The following is a 13,924-nucleotide window of genomic DNA, read 5'->3' on the forward strand; positions in this document are numbered from 1 at the left end:
GCTGGGGTATTGAGACATGTGGTGACGAGGTATTGAGACTCAACACCCCCATCTCCACTTGTGATGCCCCAGGGCATCGACCAAGCGCCCCGGACCATGCGGTCCGGGGCGCTTGTCGTTGTGCCCCCATGTCCTTGCCGACTCTGCGTCAGTTCGCCCCGCGACCGCTCGGAGAACGCCGAATCGACGCCTCCCTGCGCGCAAACGCCGAGATCGAGCAGGGAGGCGTCGATTCGGCGGGGGAGCGGCAGTGGAGCGACCCCTGCGGCGCGATTCACAGCGCATGAAGCTGACAAGTGCGCTCCCAGGTGTTTACCTGGTGGAGCACAACATCTCAAAGAAGCCTGATAGTCGCTGCCCGGGCGGGTCCGCGTCGGATCCGCAGATCCCGCGGCGGCGCGGAAGGAATGCATGTCCGAGATCACGGACGAATCCACATCCCCCACCTCGAGCCCGGGCGGGCCGCCTCCCGAGGACCCGCTGGACTCCGATCTGCGTCCCCAGCACCAGATCGGCGATGACGACACCGATGCCCAGATCACCGAGAAGCTCAAGGCCCAGGGCGTCCGCCTGCGCGGCGGCAGCATCGCCCCGGCGGTGTTCTGGCCGTCGCTGATCGCGATCGTCGTGGTCACGGCCTCGGCGCTGATCTTCCCGGACTTCACCTCGGATGTGCTGATCGGTGCTCAGACCTGGCTGGTGACCAACCTGGGCTGGTACTACATGACGGTCATCGCGGCCTTCATCGTGTTCGCCCTGTACATGTGCTTCTCGCGCTTCGGCCGCATCAAGCTGGGGCGCGACGGCGAGGAGCCGGAGTTCTCCTGGCTGAGCTGGTTCGCCATGCTCTTCTCCGCCGGCATGGGCGTCGGTCTGGTCTTCTACGGCGTGGCCGAGCCTCTGACCTACGCGACCTCTTCCCCCAAGCCGGGCTGGACCGGCGACGAGGTGGAGCTTGCCCAGCTGGGCATGGCCCAGACCTTCGTCCACTGGGGCCTGCACCCCTGGGCCATCTACGCCGTGATCGGCCTGGCCCTGGCCTACGCGATCCACCGTCGGGGCCGTCCGGTGTCCATCCGCTGGGCGCTGGAGCCGCTGCTCGGCGAGAAGCGCGTCCAGGGCTGGATGGGCGACGTGATCGACATCCTGGCCGTCTTCGGCACCATCGCCGGTGTGGCGACCTCGCTGGGCCTGGGCGTCCAGCAGATCGGCGCGGGACTGGCCGCCATGGGCGTCGTCGAGTCGGCGGATATGACGCTGCTGATCATCCTGATCGTCGTGATCACGTTCCTGGCCACGGCCTCTGTGGTCACGGGCCTCGGTCGAGGCATCAAGTGGCTGTCGAACATCAATCTGTCGCTGGCGGGCCTGCTGCTGATCTCGGTGCTGCTGCTGGGTCCCACGCTGTTCATGTTCCAGAACTTCATCCAGTCCCTGGGCGTGTACCTGGCCAACGTGCTGAACATGAGCTTCGACGTCGGCGCCTACCAGGGCGAGGAAGGCGCGGCCTGGGGCGCTGCCTGGACCATCTTCTACTGGGGCTGGTGGGTCTCCTGGGCGCCCTTCGTGGGCGTGTTCATCGCCCGCATCTCCCGCGGGCGCACCGTGCGCCAGTTCGTCGCCGGCGTGCTGCTGGTGCCCACCACGGTCGGGTTCTTCTGGTTCTCCGTGATGGGCGGCGCGGGCCTGTTCCGCCAGCTCTTCGGTGAGGGCGGCCTGGTCGACCCTGAGGAGGGCGTGATCGCCGAGTCCGCTCTGTTCGATCTGCTGGCGGGCATGCCGATCGGCGGAATCCTCTCCGTCGTGGCGATCGTGGTCATCGCGATCTTCTTCATCACGTCCTCGGACTCGGGCTCGCTCGTGGTGGACATGCTCGCCTCCGGCGGCCACCCGAACCCGCCCACGTGGTCGCGTGTGACGTTCGCCGTGCTCGAGGGCCTGATCGCGGCAGCTCTGCTGCTGGCCGGCGGGCTCACCGTCATCCAGGCCGCGGGACTGATCACGGCGCTGCCGTTCTCCGTGATCCTGATCCTCATGGCCATCGCCACGGTCAAGGCCATGCGCACGGACCTGGAGCAGATGCAGGACCGGGAGCTGGAGCAGCGCTACCGGCGCGTCTCCGAGATGCTCCAGGACGACTTCGACTCGCGGTTCGGCTCCCAGGTGGATTCGCGCGTGGACAACCGGATCGACTACCGGCTCTCGCGCACCACGGGCCCGGTCACGGGCACGCTGCGCCGACTCAGGAGCAGCGACAAGAAGTGATCCCCGACGTCGGTCAGCGCCCCGAGGGGCTGTGACCGGCGATCGGAACCCAGGAGGGCCGTCGAGCATCGCGCTCGGCGGCCCTTCTCACGCCTCTGTGCACGGCGCCTCCTCCGGTGCGGCTGTGGGAGAATCGGAGGCGACCCACGAACATCGGACCTCCCTCAGGAGACGGACTTGAGCTACCAGCCCCCGCACAACGCAGACCAGTCGTCCCCGTGGTCGGACGGCGGCGCACGGGCAGACGGCGCGGCCCGCGACGGCGGCCCCAAGGGCCCCGCGCACGATCCCGGCCAGGAGGAGGCGCCCCGCTACGGCGTGCGCGCCCCGCAGGAGCCCGCCCCGTCCCAGCAGGGCGTCCCGCAGTACGGCCGCTACGACGACGGCCAGAGCTCGTACAGCGCCGGTCAGCCGGTGCAGACCGCCGGCTACGGCGCGGGCGCGAGCGCCCCGGCGCAGCAGTCCTACAGCGGCTACCCGAACCAGGACCCCTACGCCCAGGGCGGCTACCAGCCCGGCCGCAAGGTCAAGGACGGCAAGGGCATGGGCATCGCGTCCCTGGTGCTCGGCATCGTCAGCGTCCTGCTGTTCTGGCTCCTGGGCCTGTTCATCATCGCCGCCGTGATCGGCCTGATCCTGGGCATCGTCTCCCTCGTGCGGGCCTCCAAGGCGCGTGCGGGCAAGGGGTTCGGGATCGCGGGCGTGATCCTCAACGGCCTGGGCCTGATCCTCAACGGCCTGATCCTGGTGCTCTCGCTGATCTTCGGCGCGGCCATGATCCAGGTCTTCAACGACCCGGACGTCCGCAGCTGCTGGGACACCTACATGGGCACCGAGATGACCACGCAGGACCAGGCGGACTTCGAGCAGTGTGTCAACGACACCGTCGACCAGCAGCTCGACGAGGAGCCTGCGACCGCCAGCTGAGCGATCCGCGCCGCGGTGCTCCAGCCCAGCGGCAAGGACCTGCTCGCGCACGCAGACGAGGGGGCCGAGGCATCATGCCTCGGCCCCTCCTGCATGCCCTCCTGGAAGGCGCAGGGGATCAGTCCCCGATCAGCTCGAGCGCCTGGTCGTGCAGCAGCCCGTTGCTGGCCACCGCATTGCCGCTGAACGGGCCGGGGGCTCCGTCGAGGCCGGTGAAGCGCCCGCCGGCCTCCTCCACGATGGGGACCAGCGCGGCCATGTCGTACAGGTTCAGCTCCGGCTCGGCGGCCAGGTCCACGGTGCCCTCGGCCACCAGGCAGTAGGACCAGAAATCGCCGTAGGCGCGGGTGCGCCAGACGCGGTCCGTGAGCTCCAGGAAGTCCTCGCGCCGCCCGCGCTGCCTCCACCCGCTCAGCGACGAGTAGGACAGCGAGGCGTCTTCGAGCCGATCCACGGACGAGACGCTCAGCCGCTCGGCCTTGGCCAGGGATCGTCCTGCCCAGGCCCCGGTGCCGGCTCCGGCCCACCAGCGCCGCTGCAGGGCGGGGGCGGAGACCAGCCCCACCACGGGGACGCCGTCGTCGATCAGGGCGATCAGCGTGGCCCACACGGGCACGCCGCGCACGAAGTTCTTGGTGCCGTCGATCGGGTCCACGACCCACTGCCGGGATCCGGAGCCGGTGGTGCCGAACTCCTCGCCGAGCACGGAGTCCCGGTTGCGGACCCGGGCCAGCTGCGCGCGGATGAGCTGCTCGGCATCGCGATCGGCATCGGTCACCGGGGTGAGATCGGGCTTGGTCTCGACCTGAAGCTCCTGGGAGCGGAACCTGGCCATGGTGAGCGAGTCGACGGTGTCGGCGAGCACGTGGGCGAGGCGGAGGTCGTCCGTGTAGGAACCGTGAGGGCGCATGCGCTCCAGGCTAGCGGAGGCTCAGGCCCCCAGGGTCTTGGACTCGGCCTCCTGCTCGTGTCCGGAGCTCAGCAGGCGCCGCAGCGACTCCAGGCGCTCGGGGCCCGCCTGACCTGCGCGTCCCTGCATTACCCATGCGTCGAGGGCGCAGCCGGGCGCCTCGGCCAGGTGCGTGCAGCCCTTGGGGCACTCGGCGATGGCCGGGCCCAGCTCGTCGAAGGCCTCGACGATCCGATCGGGCTCCACATGCGCCAGGCCGAACGAGCGCACACCGGGGGTGTCGATGATCCACGTGCCGGCGGGGGAGTCGGGGACCCGCAGCGCCAGCGCCGAGGACGAGGTGTGCCGACCGCGACCGGTCACGGCGTTGACGCCGCCCGTGGCCCGCTGTGCGCCGGTCAGGGCGTTGACGAGCGTCGACTTGCCGACGCCGGAGTGGCCGAGCATCACGGAGACGCTGCCCAGCAGCCTCTCGCGCAGCGCGTCGACCAGCTGCTGATCCAGCGGCAGCGAGTCCTCCTCGGCCGCTGCCGCGCCATCGCCGGCGGCTCCGGAGGTCAGCACGGACAGCTCGAGCGCCCGGTAGTGCTCGATGAGCCACGACGGGTCCTGCAGATCCGTCTTGGTGATGATCAGCAGCGGCTCGATGCCGGCGTCGTAGGCGGCGACCAGGGAGCGGTCGATGAAGCCCGTGCGCGGCTCCGGATCCGCGGCCGCCACCACGATCACCAGACGGTCGGCATTGGCCACGACCACACGCTCGACGGGATCGGTGTCATCGGCGCTGCGGCGCAGCAGCGTGGTGCGCGGCTCGAGGCGCACCAGCCGGGCCAGGGTGTCCGGGCGTCCGGAGACGTCCCCGACGAGGCCGACCCTGTCACCGGCCACGATGGGGGTGCGGCGCAGCTGCTTGGCGCGCACCGCGGTGACCAGGCGCTCGTCGTCCGAGGACTCGTCGACGACAGCGGTGAACCGACCGCGGTCCACCGCGACGATCCGCCCGATCACGGCGTCCTCGTAGGCGGGCCGCTCCTTGGTGCGCGGCCGGGAGCCCTTCTTGTTGGCCCGGACGCGAACGTCCGACTCGTCCAGCTCGTCCCAGGACGATGCCCTGCGATCAGCGCGCGCCATGGCTGTCTGAGCGCTGGGGAACGGGGGAGGACCCGGGCTGGACGGGCACGGCACCGGTGTCCAGCACGGAGCCGGTGACCATCTGATTCCACAGCTGCGGGAACTGCGGCAGGGTCTTGGCGGTCGTGGCGATGTCCTCGACCTGCACCCCGTCCAGGACCAGTCCGATCACGGCGGCGGCCGTGGCCATGCGGTGGTCCTCGTAGGAGCGCATGACGGCCGGGTGCAGCTGCCCCGGCTCGATCCGCAGGCCGTCGGCGGTCTCCTCGGCGCGGCCGCCGATCCGACGGATCTCCGTGACCAGGGCGGCCAGACGGTCGGTCTCATGCCCGCGGAGGTGGGCGATCCCGCGAAGCACCGATGGCGAGTCCGCCACCGCGCAGATCGCCGCGACGGTCGGTGCGAGCTCCCCGGCCTGGCTGAGATCGAGGTCCACGCCGTGCGGCGGCTTGGACGCGCTGACGGTGAAGGTCCCGTGCTGGCCGTCGGCCTCCGGCTCCAGGCTCACCTGCGCCCCGAAGGCGGGGAGGATCTGCTGCCAGTGGGCTCCGCCCTGAGTGGTGCGCAACGGCCAGCGGGGGATCGAGACGGTGCCGCCCGAGACGACGGCCGCCGCCAGGAACGGCCCGGCATTGGACAGGTCCTGCTCGATGCTCAGATCGACGGCCTGCACGGTCCCGGGGGACACCGACCAGGCGGCGGGCTCGGAGCCCTCGACGCGCACACCGGCCTCCCGCAGGGTCTGCAGCGTCATCTCCACGTGGGGCAGGGACGGCACGCCTGCGCCGTCAGCGCCCACGTGGCGCAGCTGCAGGCCGTGCTCGAAGCGGGCGGCCACCAGCAGCAGCGCCGAGACGAACTGGGACGACTCGGAGGCGTCGATGCTCAGCTGCCCGCCGGGCAGGGCACCACGGCCGATGACGGCGAAGGGCAGGCGCCCGGGCTCGCCGAGCTCCTGGACCTCCACGCCGAGCCCGCGCAGGGCCTCGATGACCGGCCCCATGGGTCGGCGCTCGGCGGCGGCGTCCCCGTGGAACTCGGTGCGACCGGGCACCAGGGCCGCCAGGGCCGGCACGAAGCGCATGACGGTGCCGGCCAGCCCGCACTCGATCCGCCGCTCGGTCGCCGTTCCGGCGGCATCCTCAGCGGCCGCCTGCGTCCGCAGGTGCTCGAACGGGATGGGGGTGATGAGCCAGTCGTCGCCGAAATCTCCGTGGCCCGGGACGTCCTCCACCCGGGCGCCGAGCTCGCGCAGGGCCTGGGCCATGAGCTCGGTGTCCCGGGAGCGCAGCGGAGCCCTCAGGCGCGACGGGGCATCGGCCACGGCGGCCAGCAGCAGCCAGCGGTTGGTCAGCGACTTGGACCCGGGGACGGTGAGGGAGGCCTGGACGGGACGGGAGCCGAGGAAAGGAGCCGGCCACAGCGACGTGGCTGCGACCGGCTCCTGGTGCTCGGGCTCCTCCGGGAGATCGCGGGTCACGCAGTGCTCCGTTCGGGGTTCGACGAGGTGGTTCGGCGAAGGGCGCTCAGCGCTTCTTCTGTGCCTTCTTGGCGGCCTTCTGCGCCTGCTTGATGCGCTCGGCCGAGCGCTTCTGCGCCTGCTCGGCAGCCTTCTTGGCCGCCTTGCGGGAGCCGCGGGTGGACTTCTCAGCGGACTTCTGGGCCTGCTCGAGGCGCTTGGAGGCATCGGCGGCGAAGCTGCTGGAGGACTTGGTGGCCGCATCCACGAAGTGCTTGGCGCGCCAGGCCAGCGACGGACGGCCGTTGGTGTCCACGGTGGCCAGCATGGTGGCGCCGATCAGCGACACGTTCTTCAGACCGGAGTTGCGGCGAGCGGCCTTCTGCTCCTTGGAGCCGTGCTCGGCCGCCTGGAAGTCCAGGTACGCGTTGAGGCTGGTGGTCACGACCAGCACGGAGGCTGCGGTGCGGGGGAACTTGCCCAGGCCGTAGGCGACACCGGCGGTGACCTGCGCGGCGGCCAGTCCCTGCGCCACGACGGCGCTGTTGGACACGGCCGACTTGGCCTGCGGGACGGCGCGCTCGACGCCGGTCAGGACCGGGGCCAGGTGCTCGGCCGAGCGCGACGAGTTGCGGAAGGCGTCGACGCCGTTGACCACGAAGCCGGTGGCCAGCAGCGGACGGGCGATGATGCGGATGATGCTCATAAGGGGTCCTCCTGTATGTACTGGCGGTCCGGCGTGCGCGGACCGGTGGCCCTTGTTACCGGCCATCCTAACCAGGCTGTCGGTCACCGCACCGGCGCTGGCCCGAGGTGTCGGGACGGCGTCACGATCCGGCGGCCGGAAGGGGCTGCCTGCACAGCGCTTCACCTGCGCCGCGCGGAGGTCCGGGAGGTCGCGGCCGCGACCCGGCGGAATAGACAGGCCCCGCCGACCGTTGCGCGTTGTCGACGCACCGGGAGGCAGACAGACCCTGCCGGACCCGACAGGACAGGAGAGGAGGGACATGGTGCTGACAGCGACCCGCACGGCCGCGACTGCTCCGGCCCGCCTAGACTTGTCCGCGATGAGCGAAGCAGATGACACCGCGGACCGGACCAAGCCGAGCGCGCAGGACGGCCCCGTCGAGACCGCGCCCGATGACGACCTGATGGCCGAGTCCGGCCCGGCTGCCCCTGAGGAGCAGCCCGTGGACCTCGAGACCGAGACCCCGGAGCAGCGTGCCGAGCGCTTCGAGCGCGAGGCCATGGTCTACGTCGACCAGCTCTACGCGGCGGCGCTGCGCATGGCGCGCAATGCCGCCGATGCCGAGGATCTCGTCCAGGAGGCCTACACCAAGGCGTTCTCGTCCTTCCACCAGTACCGCCCCGGCACGAACCTCAAGGCCTGGCTGTACCGGATCCTGACGAACACCTACATCAACCTGTACCGCAAGCGCCAGCGCGAGCCCAAGCAGGCGGACACCGAGACGGTCGAGGACTGGCAGCTGCACCGCGCGGAGCAGCACACCTCCTCCGGCCTGCGCTCGGCGGAGGTCGAGGCCCTCGACCACCTGCCCGACTCGGACGTCAAGCGCGCCCTTCAGGAGCTGCCGGAGGACTTCCGCATGGCGGTCTACCTCTCCGATGTGGAGGGCTTCGCCTACAAGGAGATCGCCGAGATCATGGGCACGCCGATCGGCACCGTGATGTCGCGGCTGCATCGTGGCCGTCGGCTCCTGCGCGAGATGCTCAGCGATTACGCGGCCGACCGCGGGATCGACACCACCAAGGGCGGTCGCCGCAAGTCCTCCGCCACGCAGAGCGCGGCCGCCGACACCAAGTCCGCCGCCAGGGCCCGGGCCGCCCAGCGCACCACCGACGAGAAGCAGAAGGACTGACCATGACCGATTCCCAGCGCGATGCTCACGACGACGGCGCTCCCTGCGGCTGCTCGCAGGCCCAGCTCGAGCGGATCCACGAGTACCTTGACGGCGCCCTGACCGTGGACGACGTCCGCGCCATCGCGGAGCACCTGGACGACTGCCCGGACTGCACGCACGAGCACGACCTCGAGCGGGAGATCCGCACCGCGGTGCGGCGATCCTGCGCGGAGACCGCCCCGGAGACCCTGCGGGCCTCGATCATGTCCCGCATCAACGAGGCCTGCGGCCGCACCGAGGCCGGAGCCCAGGCGGAGTCGGAGTCCGTCCGCCAGAGCACCCAGTGAGCACAGTCGCGGGAGAGCTGTCCCCGCGCGCATGACGAAGGCCCCGACCGGAGGAGCTCGAGGATCTCGAGCCGCCCTGGTCGGGGCCTTCGCTCACTGCTGTCCCAGTCCGGCCCGGGAACGGGCTCAGGAGTTGGGGCGCTTGCCGTGGTTCGCCTTGTTCTTGCGGCGGTCCTTGCGCTTGCGTCCACGCTTGCTCATGCGTGCCTCCTCGGTCGAGTGGTCGGGGATCCGACGGGGGCGGACGGCGTGGGACCGCCCGCAGCCTTCCGCGGACATCCGCCCATTGTTCCACATCCGCGCATGCGGAGGGAACGAGGCGGCGCCGATCGCGCGGATCACTGCGGCTCGGGCAGATCCAGCCAGGAGTACCAGCCGCGGTGCAGCACGAGCCAGGCGATGAGGCCGTAGCCGGCCTGGCCGGGGCTGCCGTCGTTCGCCGAGAGGTCCTTGCGCCACTGCTCGTGGTGCTGCAGCGGATTGAAGGTGTCGACGTAGATGTGGTTGCGCCGAGTGACGACGTCCGCGAAGGCGGCCGAGAGATCGGCGATGCGCCGGTTGCGATCCGGGTCCAGGGTGGGCGGGGGGCCCAACACGAGCACCTTCACGTTGGACTGCGCCGCGGTGTCGACCATGTTGGCCATGTGCAGGCGCGAGCGCGCCGTGGTGATGGCCAGGTCGACGTCGCGCGTGGACGGAGCGATCACCAGGCGGTTGTCCGCACCGGCGGCGAAGCGGAGGGAGGCCTCGCCGAACCAGCGGTCGTTGAGCGCCTCGCTGCCCTCGCCGGGGGCGGCGAGGACGTAGGAGGAGATCGGGACCACGTCATGGGGCGTGCGGGCCAGCACGCGGCCGTACCAGCCAAGCGCCCGGGGGTCTCCGGCGCCGGCCAGCAGCTCGTCGCCGACCGCGACCATTCTGATCCTGCGTTGCTCCACGGGGTTCCTCTTCTTGATGTTCAGCACGGATGGTGGGCGGTGCGGTCCGGGCCTCGGGGGAGGGCCTCGATCGGGCCGCCGGTGACTCAGGCACCCGTCTCATGCAGCCTGTGCCGCCGCTGTGGCAACGGTACATCCTGCGGGGCCGCGCACGGGCACCGCGCGGGACATGGGACGACGGGTGACGCCTGGTCGTGACGACGGCGCCCGGCCCTCCTGCCGCCGCAGCGGGAGGCGGACCGGGCGCCGTCGTCAGGTGCGCCCTGGGGCGCGGCGATCGGCTCAGCGGCCCTCGAAGAGCTCCTCGATGAGGGTCTCGAGCTCGAGGGAGTGGCGCTTGGCCGAGCCGGCTGCCGGGGAGGCCGAGGCCGGGCGCGAGACCAGCGAGACGCGGCGGTCGAGCTCCGGGACCAGGTTGACGGCCATGAAGGGCCACGGGCCCTGGTTGGCCGGCTCGTCCTGCGCCCACACGACCTCGGCGTTCGGGTACTTGGCCAGCTCCGCGCGGATCTCCTCGCTCGGCAGCGGGTAGAGCTGCTCGACGCGCACGATGGCGGTGCTGCGATCGTCGCTCTTCTCGCGGTGCGCGGCGAGGTCGTAGTACAGGCGGCCGGAGACGAGCACCACGCGGGTGACCTTCTCGGCATCCAGACCGGCCTGGTCCTCGATCACCGGGCGGAACGTGCCCGAGGTGAAGTCCTCGACCTGCGAGCTGGCGGCCTTCAGCCGCAGCAGCTGCTTGGGGGCGGCCACGATCAGCGGCTTGCGAGGACGGGCGTAGGCCTGACGACGCAGCATGTGGAAGTGGTTCGCCGGGGTCGACGGCTGCGCCACGATCATGTTGCGCTCGGCGCACAGCGCGAGGAAGCGCTCGATGCGGGCCGAGGAGTGGTCCGGGCCCTGACCCTCGTAGCCGTGCGGCAGCAGCATGACCAGCGACGAGCGCTGGCCCCACTTCTGCTCGGCCGAGGAGACGAACTCGTCCACGATCGTCTGGGCGCCGTTGATGAAGTCGCCGAACTGCGCCTCCCACACGGTCAGGGCGTCCGGGCGCTCGACGGAGTAGCCGTACTCGAAGCCGAGCACGCCGTACTCGGAGAGCAGCGAGTTGTAGATCGCCAGCGTCTCCTGGTCATCGACCAGGCCGTTGATCGGGATCCACGGCTTGCCGGTCTCGTTGTCGAAGAGCACCGCGTGGCGCTGGGTGAACGTGCCGCGCTGGACGTCCTGGCCCGACATCCGCACCGGGATGCCCTCCATCAGCAGGGAGCCGAAGGCCATGATCTCGCCCATGCCCCAGTCGATGCCGCCGTCGACGGTCATCTTTGCGCGGCGCTCGAGCAGCTTGGTGAGCTTGCGGTGGACCGTGAAGTCCTCCGGCGACTCGAGGTGGGCCTGGCCGATACGACGGGCGGTGTCCACGGAGATGGCGGTCGAGCGGGGGATGGAGATCCCGGAATCGGCCTGCTGGGCTGAGGGGCGCTCGATGTTCGAGATCGCGGCGGCATCGCCGGTGACCAGCGGGGCCTCGGAGGTCTGGGCCTCGTGGGTCTCGGTGAACACCCGCTCCAGGCGCTCCTGGTAGTCCTTGAGCGCGCGATCGGCCTCGTCCTGGCTGATGTCGCCGCGGCCCACGAGGTTCTCGGTGTAGACCCGGCGCGTGGAGCGCTTCTGATCGACCATGTCGTACATCACCGGCTGGGTCATCGAGGGGTCATCGCCCTCGTTGTGACCGCGGCGGCGGTAGCAGATCAGGTCGATCACGACGTCCTTGTGGAAGCGCTCGCGGTACTCGAAGGCCATCTGGCCCACGTGGGTGACGGCCTCGGGGTCATCGGCGTTGACGTGGAAGGTCGGCACCTGCACGGCGCGGGCGACGTCCGTGGCGTAGGTCGAGGTGCGACCGGCCTCCGGACCGGTGGTGAACCCGATCTGGTTGTTCACCACGACGTGCACCGTGCCGCCCGTGGCGTAGGCGGGCAGCTCGGCCATCTGCATGACCTCGTAGACCACGCCCTGACCGGCCATGGCGGCATCGCCGTGGACCTGGATGGGCAGCACCGGGAAGGTGCCGTCGCCCTCGGGGCCTGCGCCCAGGACATCGGTCTTGGCGCGGGCGACGCCCTCGATCACCGGATCGGCGGCCTCGAGGTGCGACGGGTTGGCACCCAGGTAGACCTGGGTCTGGTTGCCGGCATCCGAGGTGAAGGTGCCCTCGGTGCCCAGGTGGTACTTGACGTCGCCGGAGCCCTCGGCGCGGGGATCCTGGCCGCCGTCGAACTCGCGGAAGACCTGGGCGTAGGACTTGCCGGCGATGTTCGTCAGCACGTTGAGGCGCCCGCGGTGGGCCATGGCGATGGCCACGCCGGCGAGGTTCTGATCGGCGGCATCGGAGATCACGGCGTCGAGCAGCGGGATCAGCGACTCGCCGCCCTCCAGCGAGAAGCGCTTCTGGCCGACGTACTTGGTCTGCAGGAAGGTCTCGAAGGCCTCGGCCGCGTTGAGGCGGCTGAGGATGCGGAACTGCTCCTCGCGCGAGGGCTTGGTGTAGCCCTTCTCCAGGCGCTCCTGGAAGAACTCGCGCTCCTGGGGGGCGTCCAGGTGCATGTACTCGACGCCGATCGTGCGGCAGTAGGCATCGCGCAGCAGGCCCAGGATGGTGCGCAGGGTCAGCATGCGCGCCCCGCCGAAGCCGCCGGTGGGCCACTCGCGGTCCAGGTCCCACAGCGACAGGCCGTAGGTGCGGATGTCCAGATCCGGGTGGGCGCGCTGTTCGTAGCCCAGCGGGTTGATGGCGGCCATCAGGTGGCCCCGGACGCGGTAGGCGTGGATCAGCTGCTGGATCCGGGCGACCTTGTTGACCTCGGTCTCCGGGTTCACCTGGTTGTCGGTGACCCAGCGCACGGGCTCGTAGGGGATCCTCAGCCCGTGGAAGACCTCGTCCCAGAACTCGTCGCCGAGCAGGTAGGACTCGATCAGTTTCAGGAACTCGCCGGAGCCGGCGCCCTGGATGACGCGGTGGTCGTAGGTCGAGGTCAGGGTGATGACCTTGGAGATCGCATTGCGCGCCAAGGTGCGGGGGGAGGAGCCGCGGAACTCGGCGGGGTAGTCCAGCGCGCCGACGCCCACGATCGTGGCCTGGCCCTTGGACAGGCGGGGCACGGAGTGCACGGTGCCGATGCCGCCGGGGTTGGTCAGCGAGACCGTGGTGCCGGCGTAGTCGTCCATGGTCAGCTCGCCCTTGCGGGCACGGCCGACCATGTCCTCGTAGGCATCCCAGAACTCGCGGAAGGTGAGGTCCTCGGCGCCCTTGATGTTGGGCACCACCAGGTTGCGCGAGCCGTCCTTGTTGGGCAGGTCGATCGCCAGGCCGAAGTTGACGTGCGCCGGGTGGATGGCCACCGGCTTGCCGTCCTGCTCCTCATAGGTGACGTTCATGGACGGCATCTTCTTCAGCGCCTTGATGACGGCGTAGCCGATCAGGTGCGTGAAGGAGACCTTGCCGCCGCGGTTGCGGGCCAGGTGGGAGTTGATGACGATGCGGTTGTCGATCAGCAGCTTGGCCGGCACCGCGCGCACGGTCGTGGCGGTGGGGACCGACAGGGAGGCCTCCATGTTGGCGGCCACGGCCTTGGCCGGCCCGCGCAGCTTCACCACCTTGTCCTGCGGCTCGTCCTGCGGCTGCTCTGCGGATCCTGCCGAGGTGGACTCCACTGGGGTGCTCTCCTGGGTGCTCTTGTTCGTGGTCTTCTGGGGGGCGGGCTTCGAGGCGGCGGCGCTCGGACCCTTCTGCTGCGCGGCGGAGGACGGCGCCGGCTTCTTCGCCGGTGCCTCCGCCTCTGCTGCGGACTCGTTCGTCGTGGCCTCTGCCGGGGGCTCCGGGGAAGCTGCCGCGCTCTCGCTGCCGGAGGATGCGGCGCGGTCCATGGCCTCGAACACCGGCCACCAGTCACGATCGACCGAGTCGCGATCCTTCCGGTAGCGCTCGTAGAGGTCCTCGACCAGCCACTCGTTGCCCGCGAACTCTTCCGGGATCAGATCTCGTGGTGTGCTTGGCACGTGCCTACGCCTCATTCTGTCGTCAG

The 13,924-nt window shown here is 70.4% G+C and carries 11 protein-coding genes; 4 read left to right on the top strand and 7 right to left on the bottom strand.

The window, feature by feature from the left end:
• Positions 1 to 411 precede the first annotated feature (411 nt).
• Both JOE55_RS11415 and JOE55_RS11420 read left to right on the top strand, forming a co-directional pair.
• Entirely contained in the window at positions 412 to 2,265 is a 1,854-nt protein-coding gene (locus JOE55_RS11415) for a BCCT family transporter (protein ID WP_204782980.1), read from the top strand.
• A gap of 177 nt (positions 2,266 to 2,442) precedes the next feature.
• The gene (locus tag JOE55_RS11420) at positions 2,443 to 3,192 is read left to right on the top strand and encodes a DUF4190 domain-containing protein (RefSeq protein ID WP_204782981.1); all 750 of its coding nucleotides are present in this window, start codon (positions 2,443 to 2,445) and stop codon (positions 3,190 to 3,192) included.
• Positions 3,193 to 3,310: 118 nt separating this feature from the next.
• Here the strand turns inward: JOE55_RS11420 and hisN are convergent, their stop codons facing one another.
• Genes hisN through JOE55_RS11440 form a run of 4 tightly spaced genes read right to left on the bottom strand, consistent with a single transcriptional unit; the run spans position 3,311 to position 7,398 of the window.
• Positions 3,311 to 4,102 carry a histidinol-phosphatase gene (gene hisN, locus JOE55_RS11425; protein WP_204782982.1) on the bottom strand — a complete coding sequence of 264 codons (792 nt, stop codon included), beginning with the start codon at positions 4,100 to 4,102 and terminating at the stop codon, positions 3,311 to 3,313.
• 21 nt (positions 4,103 to 4,123) lie between these two features.
• Positions 4,124 to 5,233, bottom strand: coding sequence for a ribosome small subunit-dependent GTPase A (gene rsgA / locus JOE55_RS11430; RefSeq protein ID WP_058871273.1), 1,110 nt, complete (start codon positions 5,231 to 5,233; stop codon positions 4,124 to 4,126).
• Positions 5,220 to 6,713: a 3-phosphoshikimate 1-carboxyvinyltransferase gene (gene aroA, locus JOE55_RS11435; RefSeq protein WP_006215247.1), complete on the bottom strand. Its 1,494-nt coding sequence runs from the start codon at positions 6,711 to 6,713 to the stop codon at positions 5,220 to 5,222. Before aroA ends, rsgA begins: the two co-directional genes overlap by 14 nt.
• Before the next feature lie 46 nt (positions 6,714 to 6,759).
• Entirely contained in the window at positions 6,760 to 7,398 is a 639-nt protein-coding gene (locus JOE55_RS11440; protein ID WP_006215246.1) for a DoxX family membrane protein, read from the bottom strand.
• A gap of 361 nt (positions 7,399 to 7,759) precedes the next feature.
• On the opposite strand from JOE55_RS11440, the gene JOE55_RS11445 reads away from it, so the two are divergent.
• Positions 7,760 to 8,572 carry a sigma-70 family RNA polymerase sigma factor gene (locus JOE55_RS11445; protein ID WP_006215244.1) on the top strand — a complete coding sequence of 271 codons (813 nt, stop codon included), beginning with the start codon at positions 7,760 to 7,762 and terminating at the stop codon, positions 8,570 to 8,572.
• A 2-nt stretch (positions 8,573 to 8,574) separates the two neighbouring features.
• A complete protein-coding gene (rsrA, locus tag JOE55_RS11450) occupies positions 8,575 to 8,901 on the top strand; it encodes a mycothiol system anti-sigma-R factor (protein ID WP_006215243.1) in 327 nt (108 codons plus the stop codon).
• A 126-nt stretch (positions 8,902 to 9,027) separates the two neighbouring features.
• On the opposite strand, the gene JOE55_RS13625 is transcribed toward rsrA, so the two are convergent.
• The 3 genes from JOE55_RS13625 to JOE55_RS11465 form a co-directional block, all read right to left on the bottom strand.
• Positions 9,028 to 9,102, bottom strand: a complete 75-nt coding sequence (locus JOE55_RS13625) for a 50S ribosomal protein bL37 (RefSeq protein WP_014300525.1) — start codon at positions 9,100 to 9,102, stop codon at positions 9,028 to 9,030.
• Between the two features lie 137 nt (positions 9,103 to 9,239).
• A complete protein-coding gene (locus JOE55_RS11460; RefSeq protein ID WP_204782983.1) occupies positions 9,240 to 9,839 on the bottom strand; it encodes a GDSL-type esterase/lipase family protein in 600 nt (199 codons plus the stop codon).
• Positions 9,840 to 10,121: 282 nt separating this feature from the next.
• Positions 10,122 to 13,898, bottom strand: coding sequence for a multifunctional oxoglutarate decarboxylase/oxoglutarate dehydrogenase thiamine pyrophosphate-binding subunit/dihydrolipoyllysine-residue succinyltransferase subunit (locus tag JOE55_RS11465; protein ID WP_338125479.1), 3,777 nt, complete (start codon positions 13,896 to 13,898; stop codon positions 10,122 to 10,124).
• Positions 13,899 to 13,924: the final 26 nt, after the last annotated feature.

Origin of the sequence: Kocuria palustris (assembly GCF_016907795.1) — a bacterium.
Taxonomy (GTDB): Bacteria; Actinomycetota; Actinomycetes; order Actinomycetales; family Micrococcaceae; genus Kocuria; species Kocuria palustris.

Excerpts from the sequence above, each read along its gene's own strand:
- JOE55_RS11445 (WP_006215244.1), top strand. The coding sequence starts at position 7,760 with ATGAGCGAAGCAGATGACACCGCGGACCGGACCAAGCCGAGCGCGCAG.
- rsrA (WP_006215243.1), top strand. The coding sequence starts at position 8,575 with ATGACCGATTCCCAGCGCGATGCTCACGACGACGGCGCTCCCTGCGGC.
- JOE55_RS11440 (WP_006215246.1), bottom strand. The coding sequence starts at position 7,398 with ATGAGCATCATCCGCATCATCGCCCGTCCGCTGCTGGCCACCGGCTTC.
- JOE55_RS11415 (WP_204782980.1), top strand. The coding sequence starts at position 412 with ATGTCCGAGATCACGGACGAATCCACATCCCCCACCTCGAGCCCGGGC.
- rsgA (WP_058871273.1), bottom strand. The coding sequence starts at position 5,233 with ATGGCGCGCGCTGATCGCAGGGCATCGTCCTGGGACGAGCTGGACGAG.
- hisN (WP_204782982.1), bottom strand. The coding sequence starts at position 4,102 with ATGCGCCCTCACGGTTCCTACACGGACGACCTCCGCCTCGCCCACGTG.